22 protein-coding genes and 1 rRNA gene are annotated in these 22,033 nt (G+C 39.0%); 16 read left to right on the forward strand and 7 right to left on the reverse strand.

Going from position 1 to position 22,033, the window contains the following annotated elements; genetic code table 11:
• Both KKW16_RS05330 and birA read right to left on the reverse strand, forming a co-directional pair.
• Window positions 1-109: ribosomal RNA gene (locus KKW16_RS05330) — 16S ribosomal RNA — on the reverse strand; the annotation flags it as partial.
• A gap of 356 nt (window positions 110-465) precedes the next feature.
• Window positions 466-1,371, reverse strand: coding sequence for a bifunctional biotin--[acetyl-CoA-carboxylase] ligase/biotin operon repressor BirA (birA, locus tag KKW16_RS05335; RefSeq protein ID WP_048952911.1), 906 nt, complete (start codon window positions 1,369-1,371; stop codon window positions 466-468).
• A 129-nt stretch (window positions 1,372-1,500) separates the two neighbouring features.
• Here birA and guaB point away from each other — a divergent pair, with 129 nt between their 5' ends.
• The 3 genes from guaB (at window position 1,501) to guaA (ending at window position 4,950) form a co-directional block, all read left to right on the forward strand.
• Window positions 1,501-2,967 carry an IMP dehydrogenase gene (gene guaB, locus KKW16_RS05340; RefSeq protein WP_048952912.1) on the forward strand — a complete coding sequence of 489 codons (1,467 nt, stop codon included), beginning with the start codon at window positions 1,501-1,503 and terminating at the stop codon, window positions 2,965-2,967.
• A gap of 68 nt (window positions 2,968-3,035) precedes the next feature.
• Window positions 3,036-3,365 carry a hypothetical protein gene (locus KKW16_RS05345; RefSeq protein WP_140527346.1) on the forward strand — a complete coding sequence of 110 codons (330 nt, stop codon included), beginning with the start codon at window positions 3,036-3,038 and terminating at the stop codon, window positions 3,363-3,365.
• Between the two features lie 13 nt (window positions 3,366-3,378).
• Window positions 3,379-4,950 (forward strand): glutamine-hydrolyzing GMP synthase, encoded by a 1,572-nt coding sequence (gene guaA / locus KKW16_RS05350; RefSeq protein ID WP_215768024.1) that lies wholly within the window; start codon window positions 3,379-3,381, stop codon window positions 4,948-4,950.
• A 41-nt stretch (window positions 4,951-4,991) separates the two neighbouring features.
• Here guaA and udp read toward each other — a convergent pair whose 3' ends face one another.
• Both udp and KKW16_RS05360 read right to left on the reverse strand, forming a co-directional pair.
• The gene (gene udp / locus KKW16_RS05355) at window positions 4,992-5,750 is read right to left on the reverse strand and encodes a uridine phosphorylase (RefSeq protein ID WP_106013554.1); all 759 of its coding nucleotides are present in this window, start codon (window positions 5,748-5,750) and stop codon (window positions 4,992-4,994) included.
• A 48-nt stretch (window positions 5,751-5,798) separates the two neighbouring features.
• Entirely contained in the window at window positions 5,799-6,365 is a 567-nt protein-coding gene (locus KKW16_RS05360) for a DUF5358 domain-containing protein (RefSeq protein ID WP_215768025.1), read from the reverse strand.
• 145 nt (window positions 6,366-6,510) lie between these two features.
• Between KKW16_RS05360 and menB the strand changes: the two genes are divergently transcribed.
• From menB to fis, 13 genes are all read left to right on the forward strand, one after another.
• Window positions 6,511-7,368 (forward strand): 1,4-dihydroxy-2-naphthoyl-CoA synthase, encoded by an 858-nt coding sequence (menB, locus tag KKW16_RS05365; RefSeq protein WP_005630980.1) that lies wholly within the window; start codon window positions 6,511-6,513, stop codon window positions 7,366-7,368.
• 68 nt (window positions 7,369-7,436) lie between these two features.
• A complete protein-coding gene (menC, locus tag KKW16_RS05370; protein WP_215768026.1) occupies window positions 7,437-8,426 on the forward strand; it encodes an o-succinylbenzoate synthase in 990 nt (329 codons plus the stop codon).
• Between the two features lie 56 nt (window positions 8,427-8,482).
• On the forward strand, window positions 8,483-8,932 hold the full coding sequence (aroQ, locus tag KKW16_RS05375; RefSeq protein WP_204714422.1) for a type II 3-dehydroquinate dehydratase: 450 nt from the start codon (window positions 8,483-8,485) through the stop codon (window positions 8,930-8,932).
• A gap of 153 nt (window positions 8,933-9,085) precedes the next feature.
• Window positions 9,086-9,553 carry an acetyl-CoA carboxylase biotin carboxyl carrier protein gene (gene accB / locus KKW16_RS05380; protein ID WP_046938806.1) on the forward strand — a complete coding sequence of 156 codons (468 nt, stop codon included), beginning with the start codon at window positions 9,086-9,088 and terminating at the stop codon, window positions 9,551-9,553.
• Window positions 9,554-9,730: 177 nt separating this feature from the next.
• Window positions 9,731-11,077 (forward strand): acetyl-CoA carboxylase biotin carboxylase subunit, encoded by a 1,347-nt coding sequence (accC, locus tag KKW16_RS05385; RefSeq protein ID WP_048952919.1) that lies wholly within the window; start codon window positions 9,731-9,733, stop codon window positions 11,075-11,077.
• Between the two features lie 147 nt (window positions 11,078-11,224).
• Window positions 11,225-12,100: a Slam-dependent surface lipoprotein gene (locus KKW16_RS05390; protein ID WP_005646749.1), complete on the forward strand. Its 876-nt coding sequence runs from the start codon at window positions 11,225-11,227 to the stop codon at window positions 12,098-12,100.
• Between the two features lie 63 nt (window positions 12,101-12,163).
• Window positions 12,164-13,609 carry a surface lipoprotein assembly modifier gene (locus KKW16_RS05395; RefSeq protein WP_048952920.1) on the forward strand — a complete coding sequence of 482 codons (1,446 nt, stop codon included), beginning with the start codon at window positions 12,164-12,166 and terminating at the stop codon, window positions 13,607-13,609.
• A 109-nt stretch (window positions 13,610-13,718) separates the two neighbouring features.
• Window positions 13,719-13,970 carry a YhdT family protein gene (locus KKW16_RS05400; RefSeq protein WP_118795539.1) on the forward strand — a complete coding sequence of 84 codons (252 nt, stop codon included), beginning with the start codon at window positions 13,719-13,721 and terminating at the stop codon, window positions 13,968-13,970.
• A gap of 2 nt (window positions 13,971-13,972) precedes the next feature.
• Complete coding sequence (gene panF / locus KKW16_RS05405; RefSeq protein ID WP_005626344.1) at window positions 13,973-15,427, forward strand: sodium/pantothenate symporter; 1,455 nt, start codon at window positions 13,973-13,975, stop codon at window positions 15,425-15,427.
• Window positions 15,428-15,546: 119 nt separating this feature from the next.
• Window positions 15,547-16,419 (forward strand): DMT family transporter, encoded by an 873-nt coding sequence (locus tag KKW16_RS05410; RefSeq protein ID WP_215768027.1) that lies wholly within the window; start codon window positions 15,547-15,549, stop codon window positions 16,417-16,419.
• Between the two features lie 34 nt (window positions 16,420-16,453).
• Window positions 16,454-17,341 carry a 50S ribosomal protein L11 methyltransferase gene (gene prmA / locus KKW16_RS05415; protein WP_215768028.1) on the forward strand — a complete coding sequence of 296 codons (888 nt, stop codon included), beginning with the start codon at window positions 16,454-16,456 and terminating at the stop codon, window positions 17,339-17,341.
• A 146-nt stretch (window positions 17,342-17,487) separates the two neighbouring features.
• Window positions 17,488-18,468 (forward strand): tRNA dihydrouridine synthase DusB, encoded by a 981-nt coding sequence (dusB, locus tag KKW16_RS05420; RefSeq protein WP_215768029.1) that lies wholly within the window; start codon window positions 17,488-17,490, stop codon window positions 18,466-18,468.
• On the forward strand, window positions 18,462-18,761 hold the full coding sequence (gene fis / locus KKW16_RS05425; protein WP_005646807.1) for a DNA-binding transcriptional regulator Fis: 300 nt from the start codon (window positions 18,462-18,464) through the stop codon (window positions 18,759-18,761). The genes dusB and fis overlap by 7 nt, the downstream gene beginning before the upstream one ends.
• Before the next feature lie 118 nt (window positions 18,762-18,879).
• On the opposite strand, the gene glmS is transcribed toward fis, so the two are convergent.
• From glmS to KKW16_RS05440, 3 genes are all read right to left on the reverse strand, one after another.
• Window positions 18,880-20,712 (reverse strand): glutamine--fructose-6-phosphate transaminase (isomerizing), encoded by a 1,833-nt coding sequence (gene glmS, locus KKW16_RS05430; RefSeq protein ID WP_215768030.1) that lies wholly within the window; start codon window positions 20,710-20,712, stop codon window positions 18,880-18,882.
• Window positions 20,713-20,766: 54 nt separating this feature from the next.
• Window positions 20,767-21,540, reverse strand: coding sequence for a DeoR/GlpR family DNA-binding transcription regulator (locus KKW16_RS05435; RefSeq protein WP_140524579.1), 774 nt, complete (start codon window positions 21,538-21,540; stop codon window positions 20,767-20,769).
• Window positions 21,541-21,666: 126 nt separating this feature from the next.
• Complete coding sequence (locus KKW16_RS05440; protein WP_048952927.1) at window positions 21,667-21,939, reverse strand: HU family DNA-binding protein; 273 nt, start codon at window positions 21,937-21,939, stop codon at window positions 21,667-21,669.
• Window positions 21,940-22,033: the final 94 nt, after the last annotated feature.

Genomic DNA, 22,033 nt, shown 5'->3' on the forward strand with positions numbered 1-22,033 from the left:
TCCGCCACTCGTCAGCAAGAAAGCAAGCTTTCTCCTGCTACCGTTCGACTTGCATGTGTTAAGCCTGCCGCCAGCGTTCAATCTGAGCCATGATCAAACTCTTCAATTCAAGTTCAATCGCTCAATATACTGCTTAGCTATAAATAAAAACACTACTTAAAAAAGTAATTATGAATTTTCAGTTAAGCACCTATTAAGACTTCAAAATTAAAAATATTTTTAAAACAAGTCAATCAACAAGTGCCCACACAGATTGTCTGATACATTGTTAAAGAGCAAAAAACAACGACGCACTTGGAAACTTAAAGACTTCACGACAGTGCGTCGTTGTGTGCGGTGCATTATAGAGATTTTCAAAACCCTTGCAAGTACTTTTTTGTAAAAATATTTAAAAAAATGATCTTTTGATGGAAATATAAACGGATCCCTCAAAAGTGCGGTTAGAATATTCAAATTTTATCGCTATTATTTCTTACGCAATGAAACTTCGCCACCATTAAACATCTGGATTTTATTACCACATAATACTTTTAAATAACCACGTTCATCTATGCCTTGTTCAATACCTGAAATAGCACCTTGTTCAGTCAGCACATTTACTTCATTATTTGAAAACGCATTATATGATTGCCATGCTCGCTGAAATTCAGCATTAATACCATTTTTCTCAAATATATTTAAACGTATATACAAATGTTGTATGAGTTTTGGTAATAAGGTTTGTCGATCTACATCAGGATCAATTTCACATATTTCCGCATAAGGCTGACTAATTTCCGTTTGTTTTGGCAACGACACATTAATACCTACGCCAATCACTAAATTGAGCATACCATTTTTATGGTTAGCAATTTCAACCAAAATTCCGCCTAACTTTCTCCCATCAAACAAAATATCATTTGGCCATTTCACTTGCACATTTAGCACCTCGGCAATCGCCAATCCGATGACTAAACTTAAACCTTCAATTGATTTTTTAGGATCAAATGCCCAATAAAAACTAAACATAATTTGCCCAGCAAAAGGCGATAACCATTGGCGACCACGTCGACCGCGTCCTGCAGTTTGATATTCAGCCACACAAAGATCACCTTTTTTTAAGGAAGGAATATTTTGTAGTATCCATTCATTTGTAGAGGAAATAATCGGCTGATAATAGATATTATAAGGAAAAAGTGCGGTTGAAATTTGCTGAGGATTTAATAAAGGAAGACTAGGCACTAAGCAATAATTTTGGTCATCAACGACAATTTCCAAGCCTAGCTCACGTAATTGTTTAATGTCCTCTTCAATATCTGGAGAAAACTTTTCCAATTCAAACCGCACTTTCGGCTGACAATCAGATAAGTATGTCAATAAAGCGAAATTCATCATTTATTCCTTGTAGCAAACGGAGCGAAAATCATAGCACAAATCCAAAAATTTCGTTTTCAAAATCAAGTAAAATCTGTATAATCCCGCCGCAATATTTTTTAACTTCAACTTAGCGAGAATATTGCAATGTCATTACGCATTAAACAAGAAGCCCTTACTTTTGACGATGTTCTACTCGTCCCAGCACATTCAACAGTGCTTCCAAATACAGCCAATCTTTCAACCAAACTCACTAAAGAAATTAACTTGAATATTCCTATGCTTTCAGCAGCAATGGATACTGTGACCGAAACCAAACTTGCGATCTCTTTAGCACAAGAAGGTGGCATCGGCTTTATTCATAAAAATATGACGATCGAACGCCAAGCTGACCGGGTTCGTAAAGTGAAAAAATTCGAAAGCGGTATCGTTTCTGAACCAGTAACTGTTTCACCAAATTTAACCCTTGCCGAACTTGCTGAAATGGTGAAGAAAAATGGCTTTGCAGGCTACCCTGTTGTCGATAGTGAAAATAACCTAATCGGTATCATTACTGGACGCGATACCCGTTTCGTAAAAGATTTGAGCAAAACTGTTTCACAAGTAATGACGAAAAAAGAAGACTTGGTAACAGTAAAAGAAGGGGCGAGTCGCGAAGAAATTTTGGAATTAATGCATCAACACCGTGTTGAAAAAGTATTAGTGGTTAATGATAGTTTCAAACTTAAAGGTATGATTACCGTTAAAGACTTTCAAAAAGCAGAACAAAAACCAAATGCATGTAAAGATGAATTCGGTCGTTTACGTGTCGGTGCGGCTGTAGGCGCAGGTCCTGGTAACGAAGAACGTATTGATGCTTTAGTGAAAGCTGGCGTAGATGTATTGTTAATCGACTCGTCTCACGGTCATTCCGAAGGTGTATTACAGCGTGTTCGTGAAACGCGTGCAAAATATCCAAACTTACCTATCGTGGCCGGTAACGTAGCAACGGCTGAAGGTGCTATCGCACTTGCAGACGCAGGCGCAAGCGCAGTGAAAGTAGGTATAGGCCCTGGTTCAATTTGTACAACTCGCATCGTAACTGGTGTAGGTGTTCCACAAATCACGGCTATCGCAGATGCAGCAGCAGCATTAAAAGATCGTGGTATTCCAGTTATCGCCGACGGCGGTATCCGTTTCTCTGGTGATATCGCAAAAGCTATCGCAGCGGGCGCAAGCTGTGTAATGGTTGGTTCTATGTTCGCGGGTACTGAAGAAGCACCGGGTGAAATCGAACTTTACCAAGGTCGTGCATTTAAATCTTACCGTGGTATGGGTTCATTAGGTGCGATGGCGAAAGGCTCATCAGACCGTTACTTCCAATCTGATAACGCTGCAGACAAACTCGTACCAGAAGGTATCGAAGGTCGTATTCCATACAAAGGTTACTTAAAAGAAATCATCCACCAACAAATGGGTGGCTTACGTTCATGCATGGGCTTAACTGGCTGCGCGACCATCGAAGAATTACGCACTAAAGCAGAATTCGTTCGCATCAGTGGTGCTGGTATTAAAGAAAGCCATGTTCATGACGTAACCATTACTAAAGAAGCGCCGAACTACCGTATGGGCTAACAATGAATAAAAGAGCGGTTAAATTTGCCCGCTCTTTTGAACTGTTTCAGGCAATAAAAGGAACTATAATGAAGAAATTTATATTACTGATCCCATTTATTCTATCAGCCTGCACATTACTCGGTCCAACTTATACTGGGGAAACAACTGCAGATGATTTACTAAAATATGATACGGCAAGTAACATTAACCTATTTTTCAGAGCAATCCATAATTGTACGCCTAAACAAATTCACACTCAGATCGATGATGTAAAACTAAACAACAAAACCTCCACAGTAGATTTAGTGAATGAAACTTGGACAGTAAAAGGCTGTGATAAAACTGAAATATTTCACATTAAATATATCAGCGATGGATACGGTGGAACTTACATCAACATGACAAAACAAAATTAACATAAGGCAAAAAATGACAAATATCCACAATCATAAGATCCTAATCCTCGACTTTGGTTCACAATATACTCAACTAATTGCTCGCCGTGTACGTGAAATTGGTGTGTACTGCGAACTTTGGGCTTGGGATGTAACCGAACAACAAATCCGTGAATTTGCCCCAACAGGTATCATTCTTTCCGGCGGCCCTGAAAGTACCACTGAAAAAAACAGCCCTCGTGCACCGGAATATGTGTTCAATGCAGGTGTACCGGTGCTCGGCGTTTGCTACGGTATGCAAACTATGGCGATGCAACTTGGCGGCTTAACCGAAACGTCTGAGCACAGGGAGTTCGGCTATGCTTCAGTTTCTCTTGAAAATTCCACCGCACTTTTTGCCAATCTTAATGATAACTTGACAGCAAATGAGCCGACCTTAGATGTTTGGATGAGCCATGGTGATAAAGTGACTCGTTTACCTCAAAACTTCCAAGTAACAGGGACTACCCCAACCTGCCCAATTGCCGCAATGTCTGATGAAAGCCGTCATTTCTACGGCGTACAATTCCACCCAGAAGTCACTCACACTAAAAAAGGCTTGGAATTATTAACCAACTTCGTCGTAAACATTTGTGGTTGCGAAACCAAATGGACAGCTGAAAACATTATCGAAGATGCCGTTGCTCGTATTAAAGAGCAAGTCGGTGATGATGAAGTAATTTTAGGCTTATCTGGTGGTGTGGACTCTTCTGTGGTTGCATTACTTTTACACCGTGCTATCGGTAAAAACTTACACTGCGTATTCGTGGATAACGGCTTACTCCGCTTACACGAAGGTGACCAAGTAATGGAAATGTTTGGCGATAAATTCGGCTTGAACATTACCCGTGTTGATGCTGAAAGCCGTTTCTTAGGTGAACTTGCAGGCGTATCGGATCCTGAAGCAAAACGAAAAATTATCGGTAAAGTATTCGTTGATGTATTCGATGATGAATCGAAAAAACTCACCAACGTGAAATGGTTGGCACAAGGTACGATCTACCCTGATGTCATCGAATCTGCAGCAAGCAAAACCGGTAAAGCACATGTGATTAAATCACACCACAACGTAGGTGGCTTACCAGACTATATGAAACTTGGCTTAGTTGAACCATTACGTGAATTGTTTAAAGATGAAGTACGTAAAATCGGTTTAGCATTAGGCTTGCCTGCTGCAATGATCAACCGCCATCCGTTCCCTGGCCCAGGCTTAGGCGTACGTGTATTAGGCGAAGTGAAAAAAGAATACTGCGATTTATTACGCCGTGCGGATGCAATCTTTATCGAAGAATTACGCAACAGCGGTTGGTATGAAAAAACCAGCCAAGCCTTCAGCGTATTCTTACCGGTGAAATCTGTAGGTGTAATGGGCGATGGCCGTAAATACGATTGGGTTATCTCCCTACGCGCGGTAGAAACCATCGATTTTATGACCGCACATTGGGCTCATTTGCCTTATGATTTATTAGGCAAAGTGTCTAACCGTATCATCAATGAGGTGAATGGCATTTCCCGTGTGGTGTATGACATCAGCGGAAAACCACCCGCAACGATCGAGTGGGAATAGAACCAGAATAAATAACGCCTTGTAAAACAAGGCGTTATTTTTTAATTTAACAATATTTTCGCTGCATCTATTACCACTGAAACGGCTTTCTCTTCGGTCTCTTTCATTGTCGCTTCATTTGGAATTTCTTGTTGAGTGCGGTTTACAATCACGCCTGCAACCATTCCTGCTCGTAACCCCAATGCGCTACACATGGTAAACAATGTTGACGATTCCATTTCATAGTTCATAACATTCAAATCTTGCCACTGTTTAAGTAGTCCTTGGTAATCACGATATACTTTACCACTATAGGTATCATAACGTTCTTGACCTGGATAGAATGTATCAGATGATGCAGTCACACCTACATAAGGTTCAATCCCTTTTGCTTTCGCTGCATTATAAAGTGCAGTTGTACATTCAAAGTTTGACACAGCCGGATATTCTAACGGTGCAAAATGGCGGCTTGCACCATCTAAGCGAACAGAAGCCGTTGTAATAAGAACATCACCCACATTAATATGTGGTTGAATTGCCCCCGTTGTACCAATCCGTAAGAAAGTGCGAATGCCAAGTTGAGCCAGTTCTTCCACACAAATTGAGGTTGATGGCCCACCAATACCGGTAGAGCATACAACAACAGGTTGCCCATTAAGATAACCTAACCATGAAGTAAATTCACGCGTGCTAGCAAGAAACTCTGGATTATCAAGTTGTTTAGCAATACGCTCACTACGCGCAGGATCGCCGGGGACAATAGCGAGTGTTGCGCCTTTAAGTTGAGATTTTGTAAGATTAAGATGGAATACATCTGACATAGTAGCCTCCTTATTATTTTTATGTTGTATGTTTACATGCCCAAAAAATTAAAGCAATAGCATTGAACCCCATTTGATGATATCAAAGAAGAATTTATTTTCATTCGTCGCGATACCATCAGGATTTTTCGGTGTGCCATCTTCATTTTTCTGCACTTCCACCATGCCATTTTTATATTGACCTTTCACGACAGCCAAATCATCGCGCGCTTCATTACGTAATTTTAAACACGCCTGTTCAGTTAAAGGCTCAACATTACCTACTTCAGTACGGAATTTTTTAAACTGATAGCTTGCATAATTCATCGACTTCTCATCACCTTGAATAATCTTCACATATTGCTCGCCAATAATTTTTTCCAATGGATAGAAAAAGACATATTGTGAATGAATATAGCTATCTTCTTTAGAAAAATGCTGTTGCAAAATTCGAGTTAAATTTGGGTAAACGCATTGTTCTGCTTGCTTACTTGCAATCGCCCACTGTTTTGCATCTTGATCGGAAAGTTGGTAATCCGCCCCCGCAAATTCACCTGGGATTGAGGATTGTGAGCTACCAAATATTGAGCAGCCAGACAGCAATGCTGCCATACCTAAGGTTGCAATTAATTTCACATTTGATCCTTATAAAAGTGAGAATGCGCAAAATTCTAGCAATATCTTCACAACAGATAAAGCAGCAAATGAATTTAGTTTTCCTGATCCGAAAAACTTCCGCTATAATGACCTCACTTTTTTACGTTAATTAAAAGGAATTCTCATGCAAAATCCAAAAGATGATGTGTTATATGCGCCTGTTGAATGGGTTGATCACAGTGAAGGCTATAGCGATATTCGCTATCATAAATCCACTGATGGTATTGCCAAAATCACGATTAACCGCCCGGAAGTTCGTAATGCGTTCCGCCCACAAACAGTGAAAGAAATGATCACTGCATTTTCTGATGCACGTTTCGATGAAAACATTGGTGTCATCGTATTAACTGGCGAAGGCGAAAAAGCATTCTGTTCTGGTGGTGACCAAAAAGTGCGTGGCGATTACGGCGGTTACAAAGATGACAGCGGCGTACATCACTTAAATGTATTAGATTTCCAACGCGATATTCGCTCTTGTCCAAAACCTGTGGTAGCAATGGTGGCAGGTTATGCAATTGGTGGTGGCCATGTATTACATATGCTTTGCGACTTAACAATTGCTGCTGAAAATGCCATTTTCGGTCAAACTGGGCCAAAGGTCGGTTCATTCGATGGTGGTTGGGGGGCAAGCTATATGGCTCGTTTAGTGGGTCAGAAAAAAGCGCGTGAAATTTGGTTCTTATGCCGTCAATATAATGCACAAGAAGCATTAGACATGGGCTTAGTCAATACTGTTGTGCCTTATGCTGATCTTGAAAAAGAAACCGTGCGTTGGTGTCGTGAAATGTTACGCAATAGCCCAATCGCAATTCGTTGTTTGAAAGCAGCATTAAATGCTGACTGTGATGGCCAAGCTGGTCTTCAAGAATTAGCGGGTAACGCAACAATGTTGTTCTACATGACTGAAGAAGGTCAAGAAGGTCGCAATGCGTTTAACGAAAAACGCGCCCCAGACTTCAGCAAATTCAGACGTAACCCTTAATTTATTGTTCTAAAGTGCGGTTAAAAATCTTCGTGAATTTTGACCGCACTTTTGTATTGGGAGCAAGCATGGCTGAAAAATCATTTAATCTTTACCGTTATTCCATCCCCGTTGATAGTCAACTTATTCTGCGTGATCGTTTTTTAAAACGCCGTGAAGGCTTAATCGTAAGAGTGAGTTGCAGCCGAGACGGTTGGGGAGAAATCGCCCCGCTACCAGGTTTTAGCGAAGAAACCTTAGACCAGGCTCAAGAACAAGCAGTTGAATGGCTAACGACATGGTGCAATGCCAGCTGTGACGCACCTCGCGTACCATTAGATGGCACCTATCCCTCCGTTGCTTTTGGTATCAGTTGCGCAATGGATGAAATGAAAGGTTATTTACAAGCTGAAGGCAATTATCATACGGCACCACTTTGTTATGGCGATCCAGATGAACTGTACGCTAAACTTGCGAGCATGGAAGGCGAAAAAGTGGCAAAAATGAAAGTGGGCATATACGAAGCCAATCGCGATGGATTAATTGCCGATATGTTTTTAGAGGCCATTCCTGATTTACAATTACGACTAGATGCAAACCGCCATTGGTCGTTAGAAAAAGCGTTACAATTTGCCACTAAAGTCAAACCGCAGCATAGAAAACGTATTCAATTTTTAGAAGAACCTTGTAAAACACAAGAACTCAGTCGTGAATTTGCATCGCAAACCGATATTGCAATTGCATGGGATGAATCCCTGCGAGAGCCTAATTTTTGCCTGGAAAAAGAACCGCACTTATCGGCTGTCGTAATTAAACCCACTTTAATTGGTTCAATTCAACGTTGTGCTGAACTCATTAACCAAGCACATTCATTAGGCCTAAAAGCGGTTATTAGTTCAAGTATCGAAAGTAGTTTGGGGCTCTCTCAGCTCGCGCGAATTGCACAACAATACACCCCGAATGTGATTCCAGGCTTAGACACTTTAGATTTGATGGAATATCAAGTGGTACGCTCTTGGCCGGGTTCTGATTTACCTATGGTGGGTTTAGAATCTGAATTTATCACTAAAATTATCTGATTCGACCACCCAAAATCGAAAAACCAGTATAATGCACCACACAAAAAGGATTAAAAATGTCGCAAACACACAGAATTTTGCTGTTAAATGGCCCGAATTTAAATATGTTAGGGGCTCGCGAGCCAAAACATTATGGCAGTATATCTCTTGCCTCCATTGAAGAGAAAATACAAACATTATCCACTCAGTACAATGTAAAAGTGGAATGTTTTCAAGCCAATAGTGAAGAAAAATTAATTAATAAGATCCACGAAAGTTTTCAACAAATCGATTTTATTTTAATCAATCCTGCGGCTTACACCCATACCAGTGTAGCATTGCGCGATGCACTTTTAGCTGTTTCAATTCCTTTTGTGGAGATTCATTTATCCAACGTACATAAACGTGAACCATTTCGTCATCATTCTTATTTTAGCGATGTGGCTGAAGGCGTTATTTGCGGTTTGGGCGCAAAAGGTTACGAGTTTGCCTTTTTATTTGCTATCGATTACCTTGCTAAAAAATAAGAAAATTGAGCATTTTTGGCGAAATTCACAGAATTTTATCGCAAATTTGCAAAATTTAAGGTAACCTTTACAACATAAAAAATAAGTTTATTCATAACCGCACTTTTTCATTTAAAAGTGCGGTTAAAATTTCAATCTTTTTAGGAAAAACGTATGGACATTCGTAAAATCAAAAAATTAATCGAATTAGTAGAAGAATCTGGCATTACTGAATTAGAAGTGCAAGAGGAAGAAGGTACAGTACGTATTAGCCGTGCAGCCCCAGCAGTTGCTCCAGCAGCAGTTCAATACGCTGCGGCACCAGTAGTAGCACCAACTCCGACTGCTGCGCCAGCTCAAGCGCCAGCAGCGGCGACATCCGCACCAGCTGCATCTGATGAATTATCAGGCCATCTTGTACGTTCACCAATGGTGGGAACGTTCTATCGCAGTCCAAGCCCAGAAGCAAAAGCATTCGTTGAAGTGGGTCAGTCTGTGAAAGTTGGCGATGCACTTTGTATTGTTGAAGCAATGAAAATGATGAACCGCATTGAAGCAGACAAGGCTGGCGTAGTAAAAGCAATTCTTATCAACGACGGTGACGCTGTTGAATTTGACGAACCATTAATCGTTATTGAATAATTTCCAATATTTTCGTCGGGCGGACTTTAGTCCGCCTATTTCATATACAAATAATTAGAGCGAATTTATCGTAGGCGATATAAATTGAAATCTGTTCACGCCAAATTTGAATAGAGAGAACAATATTTCAAAAACCTACATAAAAATTCACGTCTATCTGACTAAACGGACTCTTTTATGTTAGAAAAAGTTGTGATTGCTAACCGCGGTGAAATTGCACTACGCATTTTACGTGCTTGTAAAGAATTAGGTATTAAAACAGTGGCGGTTCACTCCACCGCTGATCGTGATTTAAAACACGTTTTACTCGCTGATGAAACCGTTTGTATCGGTCCAGCACCTTCCGCAAAAAGTTATTTAAATATTCCAGCTATCATTGCTGCCGCCGAAGTAACAGGCGCAGATGCAATTCATCCAGGATACGGGTTTTTATCTGAAAATGCTGACTTTGCTGAACAAGTTGAACGTTCAGGTTTCACTTTCATCGGCCCTACTGCAGATGTCATCCGTTTAATGGGCGATAAAGTTTCAGCTATTAAAGCAATGAAAAAAGCAGGCGTGCCTTGCGTACCGGGTTCTGATGGCCCTGTAGGTAACGACATTGCTAAAAATAAAGAAATTGCTAAACGTATTGGCTATCCAATCATCATCAAAGCATCAGGCGGTGGTGGCGGCCGAGGAATGCGTGTTGTACGTAGCGAAGACACATTAGAAGAATCTATTGCTATGACAAAAGCAGAAGCGAAAGCTGCATTCAACAATGATATGGTCTATATGGAAAAATACTTAGAAAATCCACGTCACGTGGAAATTCAAGTATTAGCAGATACTCATGGCAATGCAGTTTATTTGGCTGAACGTGACTGCTCAATGCAGCGTCGTCACCAAAAAGTTGTGGAAGAAGCACCAGCTCCAGGTATCACAGAAGAAGTTCGCCGTGATATTGGTTCACGCTGTGCAAAAGCCTGCGTAGAAATCGGCTATCGCGGAGCAGGTACGTTTGAATTCTTATATGAAAATGGCGAATTCTATTTCATTGAAATGAATACGCGTATCCAAGTGGAACACCCAGTAACTGAAATGATTACAGGTGTAGATTTAGTGAAAGAGCAATTGCGTATTGCGGCAGGCTTGCCAATTTCCTTTAAACAAGAAGACATCAAAGTTAAAGGCCATGCAATCGAATGCCGTATTAATGCAGAAGATCCAAAAACATTCTTACCATCTCCGGGCAAAGTAAATCACTTACATTCACCGGGCGGATTGGGCGTTCGTTGGGATTCTCATGTTTATGGCGGATATACGGTGCCTCCACATTACGACTCTATGATCGCAAAACTTATCACTTATGGTGATACACGTGAAGTTGCAATCCGTCGTATGCAAAATGCATTATCTGAAACAATTATTGATGGTATCAAGACCAACATCCCACTTCATGAATTAATTCTTGAAGATGAAAATTTCCAAAAAGGTGGAACAAACATCCACTATTTGGAGAAAAAATTAGGTATGCATGAATAATTAAAATTTAAATGGCTAACAGGTGTTAGCCATTTTCTTATTGATTTTATAGACTTTTATTATAAAAAAACAATTATATCGATAGTTTATTAAGACAATTAATCGTTTTTTCTATATAATCCTCCATCAGTTATTTTAGGAGAAATTATGAACATCAATTTAAAAAAATTTAGTTTAACGATACTTGCAGCCCTAACATTAACGGCTTGTGGAAGTGGTGGTGGAAGTGGTAATTCACAATCAGCACATACACCTAGTACATCAATTCATACACCGGATAATTCCAAAAATAATTCTACTCCAAACAAGAATATATTAAATCCCCCAGTAAACGTTTCTAATCCTAATAATCTGGAAATAAAAGATAATGATAAAATTGGAGGTGCTTTTATTATTTCAGGAGAAGATGAACACGTAACATTAAAAACAGTAGATATTACTACTAATTCTGATCTAAATACTTTATATATTGATGGTACTAAAATCCCTCTTTCCTCACTTTCTGTTAAATCAGATAGATGGTTAGATATTAGATCGGACAAAGTTTCTATAGATGGAATAGAAACCTCTCGAGATCTTAAAGTTTGTTGTGGCAAATACACCGATACTCGTATTGGCACAGTATTAAGTAAAAATGAAAATGAAGATACCTACTTCTTTTATAATGGTAACCTAACGAGAAATATGCCCGTTGGTGGTACGGTAAATTATAATACAGGCGATAGCATCCTATCATCTTACCATGACGAATTAGGTGATACTGATGAAGCCGTTGGCACTTCTCAATTTAGTGCTGATTTTATAAATAAAAAATTAACAGGTTCTTTATCTGTTAATAACACAAAATTAAATATTAAGGCTGATATTTCAGGAAATACCTTCTCAGGTATCGCTCAATCCGATGCTTTTAAATCTCAAGGTATTGCCGAAGGTAAATTTTATGGTGAAAACGCGAAAGAATTAGGCGGTTTAGTGAAAGCAAATGATAATTCTTGGGGTGGTACATTCGCAGCCAAAAAATAATCTTTATTTTATTTAATTAAAGCAAGCTCAGGCTTGCTTTATTTTTTCTCAATAAGAATAAAAATGAATATACAAACTAAATTTATTTTATTTCTCAGCTCATCATTATTTCTTACTTCATATTCTCTTGCTGAGGAAAAATCTCCTCAGCCACATGATGGGCGTTTAGATGAACAGCTACATTTGGCTAAACCAAATTTGCCACAAAAAACACCCGCACTTTTGACGAATAATAATCCGTCAAAATTATCGATTACAAAAGAAGAATTAGCGAAACATCCAGATTTGATTATTCGCGGTCTTATTCCTGCCGTATTACAAAATAATGGTGAAGTAGTACAGCTTTTGTTACCGCTATATCAGCCTTTACCTAAAAAAGATCCATTTTTGTTAGAATGGGCTGAAGCGATTAATTTACGAGAAAAAGGACATTTTTCTGATTCCGTTAAAGCCTACCGACACTTATTTTCACAAAAAACTGATCTTTTACCTTTACGCTATCAATTAGCTCAAGCCTTGTTTCTGAATAATGATAACGAGGCGGCAAAAGATCAATTTCAAAAGTTAAGAGCAGAGCAAGTTTCTCCTGATTCCGTAAAAATAATTGAACAATATCTTTCTGCATTGAATCAACGAGATCAATGGAAAATCCAAGGTGGATTTAGTTTTTTAAATGAAAGTAATATCAATAATGCACCAAAAGCAGGCACCAAAATTGACAACTGGACAGCTTGGGAAAAAGAAAGTGCCAGAGGATTTTCGTATTTTGGGAATGCTGAAAAGAAATGGTCATTACCTCACAACTACTTTACAAAATTATCCTTGGAAGGTAGTGGGAAATATTATTGGGATAACAAGAAATATAATGAATTTAACGCGAGAGCTGGTGTGGGTCTTGGATACCAAACTGCACGATTTGAACTCTCATTAATGCCATTTACTGAGAAGCGTTGGTATGCGGGCGGCTCATCTGGCGGAAATACGATGAAACAATACTCTAAAAATTCAGGTGCTAGATTGGATTTATCCAATTGGCTAAATGAAAAATGGCAAATTTCGACCGCACTTGAGTATGGTGAACAACGCTATGAAACTCGTAAACATTTAAATGGAAATAACTATCTAGCTTCCGCTACGCTACTTTACCTGGCGAAAAGTGGACAATATTGGTTTGGTGGCGTTGATTATAATCGCGAAAATACTCGAGATTTAGATAACGCTTATCAACGAAAAAATGTCCGATTAGGATGCGGGAAAGAATGGAAAGCGGGAATATCAACTCGTTTAATCCTGAATTATGCACAACGTGCCTATAAAGAAAAAGATCTTATTGGTATTCGCCAGAAAAATAAGGAATATGCATCAGTATTTACTATCTGGCATAGAAACTTTCATATCTGGGGAATCACACCGAAATTATCTTGGTCGTATCAAAAGGTAAGCAGTACTCATCCTTTTTATGAATATGATAAAAATCGAATTTACTTAGAAATCAGCAAAACATTTTGAATTATTCAAAAAAGTTGTAAGATTAGCAAACATAAGGGGCGTATAAAATATATGCCCCTTATACCATTCAAAAATATACTTTCACTTATAAAAATTTTAAGGAAGAAACATGACATTAAAACAACGTTATCAACAAGCGGCCAAGGAAGCTAGTTGGGCATTAGGTCTATCTATTTTATATGTAATAGGTTGGTGCTTATGTGCTTATTTGCCTAAAGAAACTCAAGGGCCGATTGGTTTCCCCCTCTGGTTCGAACTCTCTTGTATTTATTTGCCTATTCTGTTTATTGTAATTGGCCATTGGATTATCAAAATTATTTATCAAGATATCTCTCTTGAAATCAAGGATGAGGAGAATTAAAAATGAATTTAGGTATTATTCTCCCGTTAATTATTTATCTTGCATTTATATTTGGTGCTGCGATTTTCGCTTATGTAAAACGTACAAAAGGCGATTTCCTAACGGAATATTATGTAGGTAACCGCTCCATGACGGGGTTTGTGCTCGCAATGACAACTGCATCAACTTATGCCAGTGCAAGTTCTTTTGTCGGAGGGCCTGGTGCAGCTTATAAATACGGATTAGGTTGGGTATTACTGGCGATGATTCAAGTGCCGGCAGTATGGCTTGCATTAGGTGCATTAGGTAAAAAATTCGCGCTATTATCAAGAGAAACCAATGCGTTAACCATTAACGATCTTTTCCTTTATCGTTATAAAAACAAATATTTAGTCTGGCTATCAAGTCTTGCCCTTCTTCTCGCATTTTTTGCAGCCATGACCGTGCAATTTATTGGTGGTGCACGTTTATTAGAAACAACCATCGGCATTTCTTATACTCAAGCATTGCTCTTATTTGCTTTAACGGTAGGTATCTATACATTTATTGGGGGATTCCGTGCCGTCGTACTCACGGATACCATTCAAGGTACCGTCATGATTTTAGGTACTATTATTCTCCTTGTAGGAACTATTTATGCGCTCGGTGGTGTAGAAAGTGCGGTTAATAAATTAACAGAAATCGATCCTGCATTAGTCACGCCTTACGGGCCAAATGGAATGTTAGATTTTCAATTTATGGCTTCCTTCTGGGTGCTCGTCTGTTTCGGGGTCGTCGGTCTTCCACATACTGCTGTTCGATGCATGGCATTTAAAGATAGCAAAGCCTTACATAGAGGCATGCTGATTGGAACAATTGTACTTTCCATCATTATGTTTGGGATGCACTTAGCCGGTGCACTTGGTCGTGCAGTTATTCCAAATTTAACAGTATCAGATCAAGTTATTCCAACTTTAATGCTAAAAGTATTACCACCTATTATTGCTGGTATTTTCTTAGCCGCACCGATGTCAGCAATTATGTCCACAATTGATGCGCAACTTATTCAATCTTCTTCTATTTTTGTAAAAGATTTATACCTTTCTACAAAACCAGAAGCGGCAAAAAATGAGAAAAAAGTAAGTTATTTTTCATCTATTATCACGCTGATTTTGACCGCACTTTTAATCTTTGCCGCACTCAATCCACCAGATATGATTATTTGGTTAAACCTATTTGCCTTTGGTGGACTAGAAGCCGCATTTTTATGGGTGATTGTGCTGGGTATTTACTGGGATAAAGCAAATGCTTATGGTGCGTTAAGCTCAATGATTATCGGCTTGGGAAGTTATATCTTGCTCACTCAACTTGGCATAAAATTATTTAATTTCCATCAAATCGTACCGTCATTAGTATTTGGATTAATTGCATTTTTAGTGGGTAATAAATTGGGCGAACGTCGTATTGAAAAAACTCAATTAAAAGTTACCGCACTTTAAGCATCAATCAATATGCTGTCACCTTCTTCTAAATTAGAGGAAGGTGATATTTACTTTTCTCACTGTCAGCAATTTCTACACTCAAACATAGAATTGGGACAATTCACAGGGATATATCAATGCTCTATCAAATTCTTGCGCTACTTATTTGGAGCAGTTCATTAATCGTCGGTAAGCTCACTTATTCGATGATGGATCCTGTGCTTGTTGTGCAAGTGCGGTTAATTATTGCAATGATTATTGTCATACCACTCTTTCTACGTCGTTGGAAAAAAATTGATAATCCAATGCGTAAACAGCTTTGGTGGTTAGCATTCTTTAACTATACCGCCGTATTTTTATTGCAATTCATCGGACTAAAATATACATCCGCCTCCAGTGCAGTCACCATGATTGGGCTAGAACCGCTACTCGTTGTATTTGTTGGACATTTCTTCTTTAAAGACAAAGCAAAATGGTTTCACTGGCTATTCGGCGCAATGGCATTTATTGGCGTGGCGATTTTAATCAATGGTGGAAAAAATAATGAAGGTATTGATAACATCAGTTTATTCGGCTGTTTATTAGTGCTAAGCGCAGGGATCATTTTCGCTGCCGTGTTACGTTGGACACAGCGAGTTGTGGCCAAAATCTCAACGCAAGCCTATACCTCCGTCAGCATTGTACTTGGGACTATCACAACGTTACCATTTACACTATTACTCACTGAAAACTGGCAAATATCATTAAATTCTACGGGTATTACTGGTTTATTATATCTTGCCATTGGCTGTAGCTGGCTTGCCTATTGGTTATGGAATAAAGGCCTCAATAGTGTGGATGCCAATATCTCCGGCATTTTAGTTGCACTTGAACCGCTATTCGGCATCTTATTTGCCGTATCATTACTTGGCGAAACACTGTCATTTTCAGCCGCACTTGGTATAACAATCATTATTCTCGCCACACTTAGCTCGACTTTACTGCCGAAAATTTTGAAAAAATCGGTATAATACGCCCCATTTTATGAAATAAAGGAAAAAACAAATGGCTTGGATTCAAATTCGCCTAAATAGCACCAATGAAAAAGCAGAACACATGAGTGATTTTTTAGAAGAAATCGGCTCCGTCTCTGTAACTTTTATGGATAGTCAAGATACACCGATTTTTGAGCCTTTGCCTGGTGAAACTCGTTTATGGGGCAACACCGATGTTATTGCGTTATTTGATGCAGAAACAGATATGACAGAAATCGTCCGCTTATTAAAAGAAGCAAAACACTTAGATAACAATACGGCATACAAAATTGAACAAATAGAAGATAAAGACTGGGAGCGCGAATGGATGGATAACTTCCACCCAATGCAATTTGGTCAGCGCTTATGGATTTGTCCAAGTTGGCGTGATGTGCCAGATGAAAATGCCGTCAATGTTATGCTCGACCCTGGTTTAGCATTTGGTACAGGCACTCATCCTACAACCGCACTATGTTTAGAATGGCTAGATGGCCTAGATTTAAAAGATAAAACCGTCATCGATTTTGGTTGTGGTTCAGGCATTTTAGCTATTGCAGCATTAAAACTTGGTGCAAAAAGTGCGGTGGGAATTGATATCGATCCACAAGCGATTCTAGCCAGTCGCAATAATGCCGAGCAGAATGGCGTAGCAGATCGCCTACAGCTGTTCTTATCTAATGAAAAACCCGCTGATTTAAAAGCTGATGTCGTGGTGGCGAATATTCTTGCTGGCCCTCTCAAAGAACTTTACCCAATCATTAGCCAACTTGTTAAACTGGATGGCGATCTTGGTTTATCGGGCATTTTAGAAACTCAAGCTCAATCGGTATGCGATGCCTATGCGCAAACATTTGCGTTAGAGCCAGTCGAGGTGAGAGAAGAATGGTGCCGAATTACAGGTAAGCTAAAAACGCTTTAATTTCTTTTTGTCAACCAAAAAAAGTGTATTTTTTAAACAAATTTCACTTTGCAAAGTAAGGCAAAATGCGTATTATAGCCAGCCTTGTCGGTCGTCGACCAGTTCGACACTAATTAGATTTAGGCTTGCTAGGAAGGTAACGTAAAATGCGAATCGGTTCATACCAATTAAAAAATCGTGTTTTACTTGCACCAATGGCAGGTATTACCGACCAGCCTTTCCGTCGCCTTTGTGCATATTATGGTGCTGGACTCACATTTTCAGAAATGATGTCCACAAATCCGCAAGTTTGGCATACTGAAAAATCTAAATTACGCTTGGCACATAGCGAAGATTTAGGTCTCAATGCCGTGCAAATTGCAGGTAGTGCCCCACTAGAAATGGCACAAGCTGCTGCTATCAACGTGGAATATGGCGCTCAAATCATTGACATTAATATGGGGTGCCCTGCCAAAAAAGTAAATCGCAAACTCGCAGGCTCTGCGTTGTTGCAATTTCCAGATTTGGTGGAAAAAATCTTGCGAGAAGTAGTGTCCGCCGTCAATGTGCCAGTGACCTTAAAAATTCGTACAGGCTGGGATAAATCTAATCGAAACTGCGTTCAAATCGGCAAAATTGCAGAACAATGTGGCATACAAGCGTTAACAGTGCATGGTCGTACACGAGCTTGTCTTTTTGAAGGCGAAGCGGAATATGACAACATCAAAGCCGTTAAACAAGCGATTGCCATACCGGTTATAGCCAATGGTGATATTGATTCTGCTCGGAAAGCAAAATTCGTTCTCGATTATACCGGAGCGGATGCCATTATGATCGGTCGTGCTGCCTTAGGTAATCCTTGGTTATTTCAAACTGTGGAAAACCTAATTGAGCATGATTCGATAAGCCAAATGCCAAGTTTAAACGAAAAGTGCGGTCAAATTTTGCGTCATATTCAAGAATTACATCAATTCTATGGCGAACAAAAAGGCTATCGCATTGCGCGTAAACACGTAGCTTGGTATTTACAGGGAATTCAACCTGATTCCGTTTTTAAACAGACTTTTAATGCAATTAGTGATCCAAAAGAGCAACTTATTGTATTGGAAGATTTTTTCAATTTAATTTTGGATAAAGAAAAATGTTAGAACAACAACGTAGTCCTGCTGATGCTTTAACGGTATCAGTATTAAATGCGCAATCACAAGTGACCAACAAACCATTACGCGATTCAGTAAAACAAGCATTGCGTAATTATTTAGCGCAATTAGATGGTCAAGATGTGAATGATCTTTACGAATTAGTATTAGCGGAAGTTGAACACCCGATGTTAGATATGATTATGCAATATACTCGTGGTAATCAAACCCGTGCAGCAAATATGCTTGGTATCAACCGTGGTACATTACGTAAAAAACTAAAAAAATACGGTATGGGCTAAGTTATACGTTTTTTTAGATAGAAAAGGGCGAACATTTTTATGTTCGCCCTTTTCATTCAATCAGATAAAGCACAAGCTATAACCTGTGCTTTAAATTTATCTTAAAATCAACCGCACTTTATTCTACGGTGACGGATTTCGCTAAGTTACGAGGTTGATCTACATCAGTACCTTTAATTAAAGCCACATGATAAGAAAGCAACTGCATTGGAATAGTATAAAAAATCGGTGCAACAATATCATTGACTTTTGGCATCGTGATGATTTTCATTCCTTCACTTGGTGTAAAGCCCGCTTCTTTATCAGCAAATACGTATAATTGACCACCACGAGCACGAACCTCTTCAATGTTCGATTTTACTTTCTCTAATAATTCATTATTTGGTGCCACAACAATTACTGGCATATCAGCATCGATCAACGCTAATGGACCATGTTTCAATTCTCCAGCCGCATACGCTTCAGCATGAATATAAGAAATCTCTTTCAATTTCAAAGAGGCCTCTACAGCAATTGGATAAAATGCACCACGACCTAAGAAAAGTGCATGATGTTTTTCAGCAAAATCTTCAGCCAATGCTTCAATTTCTGTATCAAATGCTAACGCTTTTTCGATTTCCGCAGGTAAAGATTGCATTGCTTTGATAATCTCGTGCTCTTTTTCTGCAGAAATATGACCTTTAACTTTACCAAGTGCCGTCACCAACATTAATAACGCAGCGAGCTGTGTCGTAAATGCTTTTGTTGACGCCACTCCAACTTCAACACCGGCACGAGTCATAAATGCAAGATCTGATTCGCGTACTAGCGAAGATCCAGCAACATTACAAATTGTTAATGCCGCCATATAGCCCTTTTCTTTCGCTAAACGAAGTGCAGCTAAAGTATCGGCTGTTTCGCCAGATTGAGAAAGTGTAATCAATAAGCTATTTGGACGCGTAACAAATTTGCGATAACGAAACTCTGATGCAATTTCCACATCACAACTCACGCCAGCTAAAGATTCAAACCAATAACGTGCCACCATACCAGCATTATAGGATGTACCACAAGCAACAATTTGAATATGCTCAACTTTTTCTAAAATGCCTTTTGCACCATTACCAATTGAATCGACAATCACATTTTCATGATTGATACGCCCTTCCATTGTATTGATAAGTGCGGTTGGCTGTTCGTAAATTTCTTTCTGCATAAAATGACGGAATTTACCTTTCTCTGCCGCGTCATTTTCAAGATTAGATTCGTGAATTTCACGCTCAACTTTATTGCCGTAAGTATCATAAATATCAACTGTACGACGTGTAATTTCCGCAATATCCCCTTCTTCTAAAAAGATAAAACGGCGGGTAACACTTAAAAGTGCAAGTTGATCTGAAGCTAAGAAATTTTCACCAAGACCTAAACCAATCACAAGTGGACTACCAGAACGAGCTGCAACTAAATGTTCAGGATGGCGACTATCCATTACTACCATACCATATGCGCCCGTGAGTTGTTTTACTGCTTTTTTCACAGCTTCTAAAAGTGAATCCGTGCTACGCATTTCCCATTCGACGAGATGAGCAATCACTTCAGTATCTGTTTGTGATAAAAAGACATAACCACGAGATTTTAGTAATTCTCGAAGTTCTTCATGATTTTCAATAATACCATTATGTACTACGGCAAAGGTACCTGACACATGTGGATGAGCATTGGTTTCCGATGGCTCACCATGCGTTGCCCAACGAGTATGCGCAATCCCTGTACCACCAATCAATGGTTTCTCCGATACAGTCTCATCTAATGCTTTAACCTTACCTAAGCAGCGCACGCGTTGTAATTCATGATGTTCATTTACCACTGCTACACCTGCAGAATCATAACCACGATATTCCAAACGATGTAAACCATTAATTAAGATTTCCGCTACATCACGTTGCGCTACCGCGCCGACAATACCACACATAAGCTTTCCTTATTGTTAATTAAATAAAAAATACGTCTACTTTTTAACCGCACTTTATACGCAAATTACTTCTACGCCATGAGCTAAAATGGCTTTTTTATCTTGTTCTGACAATCCTGTATCAGTAATAAGCACATCAATTTGTTGCCAAGTTAATTCTAAATTTGGCATTTTCCGACCAATTTTCTGAGATTCCACCATTACAACAACTTCGCGAGAAACTTCCGCCATCACCTGGCTTAACCCTACAAGTTCATTAAAGGTCGTAGAACCTCGCGCTAAATCAATGCCATCAGCACCAATAAAAAGTTGGTCAAAATCGTAAGAACGTAGCACCTGTTCAGCTACTTTTCCTTGAAACGATTCCGAACGAGTATCCCAAGTTCCACCAGTCATCAGCAATGTTGGCTCATTTTCTAATGCTCTCAATTCCGTTGCCACGGAAAGAGAATTCGTCATTACAACTAAGCCTTGTTTTAAATTAAGTTGTTTAATCAGAGTCGCCGTAGTACTACCGCTATCTACTATAATGCGGTTGTGATCTCGAATACGTTCAGCGGCAGCTTTCGCTATGACAAACTTTCGCTTCGTAAGTTCATCATTTTCGTTTTCATCCATAATTTCTTTTGGCATTAAAATTGCGCCACCATATTTACGCAATAAAAAACCACTTGTTTCTAGCGCACTTAAGTCTTTCCGAATAGTCACTTCAGATATATCAAAAAGCTGAACTAGTTGATCCACACTCACCTCACCTTGCTCTTGTAAAAGTTGCATAATGGTATGGCGACGTTGTTTAGTATTACGAGGCTGGCTATTTTTTTTCATTAAGCTATCTTTAGATACAAAAGTTTCGTTTCGAAAGTTTATATAAACAATATTGTTTTGTAAAGTAAATTTTTGTCAACAAAAAACCCTGCTCATTGGCAGGGTTTAAAATCATTCAAATATTAATTATTTAATTGCGTCTTTTAATGCTTTACCAGATACGAATGCTGGTACTTTAGATGCGGCGATTTTAATTTCAGCACCAGTTTGTGGGTTACGACCAGTACGCGCTGCGCGTTTATTTACTTTGAATGTACCGAAACCGATTAATTGTACAGGCTCTTCTTTTTTAAGACTTGCTGTGATTGCATCTAAAGTAGCTTCTAATGCAGCCTTAGCTTGTTTTTTATTTAATTCTGCTGCGCTTGCAATCGCATCAATTAGATCTGTTTTGTTCATAAATTTGTACCTTCTGTTAAAAGAAAAATTTTACTATTTAAATACGCCTGCGGACTTTACCGCAATAGCTTTGCAAAGGATAATCTAACTTTCA

This window comes from Haemophilus sp. SZY H8 (genome assembly GCF_018829755.1).
GTDB classification, from domain to species: domain Bacteria; phylum Pseudomonadota; class Gammaproteobacteria; order Enterobacterales; family Pasteurellaceae; genus Haemophilus; species Haemophilus haemolyticus_K.

Excerpts from the sequence above, each read along its gene's own strand:
- KKW16_RS05345 (WP_140527346.1), top strand. The coding sequence starts at position 3,036 with ATGAAGAAATTTATATTACTGATCCCATTTATTCTATCAGCCTGCACA.
- dusB (WP_215768029.1), top strand. The coding sequence starts at position 17,488 with ATGCGAATCGGTTCATACCAATTAAAAAATCGTGTTTTACTTGCACCA.
- guaB (WP_048952912.1), top strand. The coding sequence starts at position 1,501 with ATGTCATTACGCATTAAACAAGAAGCCCTTACTTTTGACGATGTTCTA.
- prmA (WP_215768028.1), top strand. The coding sequence starts at position 16,454 with ATGGCTTGGATTCAAATTCGCCTAAATAGCACCAATGAAAAAGCAGAA.
- birA (WP_048952911.1), bottom strand. The coding sequence starts at position 1,371 with ATGAATTTCGCTTTATTGACATACTTATCTGATTGTCAGCCGAAAGTG.
- udp (WP_106013554.1), bottom strand. The coding sequence starts at position 5,750 with ATGTCAGATGTATTCCATCTTAATCTTACAAAATCTCAACTTAAAGGC.
- KKW16_RS05410 (WP_215768027.1), top strand. The coding sequence starts at position 15,547 with ATGCTCTATCAAATTCTTGCGCTACTTATTTGGAGCAGTTCATTAATC.
- KKW16_RS05395 (WP_048952920.1), top strand. The coding sequence starts at position 12,164 with ATGAATATACAAACTAAATTTATTTTATTTCTCAGCTCATCATTATTT.
- panF (WP_005626344.1), top strand. The coding sequence starts at position 13,973 with ATGAATTTAGGTATTATTCTCCCGTTAATTATTTATCTTGCATTTATA.
- KKW16_RS05400 (WP_118795539.1), top strand. The coding sequence starts at position 13,719 with ATGACATTAAAACAACGTTATCAACAAGCGGCCAAGGAAGCTAGTTGG.
- aroQ (WP_204714422.1), top strand. The coding sequence starts at position 8,483 with ATGTCGCAAACACACAGAATTTTGCTGTTAAATGGCCCGAATTTAAAT.
- fis (WP_005646807.1), top strand. The coding sequence starts at position 18,462 with ATGTTAGAACAACAACGTAGTCCTGCTGATGCTTTAACGGTATCAGTA.
- menB (WP_005630980.1), top strand. The coding sequence starts at position 6,511 with ATGCAAAATCCAAAAGATGATGTGTTATATGCGCCTGTTGAATGGGTT.
- glmS (WP_215768030.1), bottom strand. The coding sequence starts at position 20,712 with ATGTGTGGTATTGTCGGCGCGGTAGCGCAACGTGATGTAGCGGAAATC.
- accC (WP_048952919.1), top strand. The coding sequence starts at position 9,731 with ATGTTAGAAAAAGTTGTGATTGCTAACCGCGGTGAAATTGCACTACGC.
- accB (WP_046938806.1), top strand. The coding sequence starts at position 9,086 with ATGGACATTCGTAAAATCAAAAAATTAATCGAATTAGTAGAAGAATCT.
- menC (WP_215768026.1), top strand. The coding sequence starts at position 7,437 with ATGGCTGAAAAATCATTTAATCTTTACCGTTATTCCATCCCCGTTGAT.
- KKW16_RS05390 (WP_005646749.1), top strand. The coding sequence starts at position 11,225 with ATGAACATCAATTTAAAAAAATTTAGTTTAACGATACTTGCAGCCCTA.
- KKW16_RS05440 (WP_048952927.1), bottom strand. The coding sequence starts at position 21,939 with ATGAACAAAACAGATCTAATTGATGCGATTGCAAGCGCAGCAGAATTA.
- KKW16_RS05435 (WP_140524579.1), bottom strand. The coding sequence starts at position 21,540 with ATGAAAAAAAATAGCCAGCCTCGTAATACTAAACAACGTCGCCATACC.
- guaA (WP_215768024.1), top strand. The coding sequence starts at position 3,379 with ATGACAAATATCCACAATCATAAGATCCTAATCCTCGACTTTGGTTCA.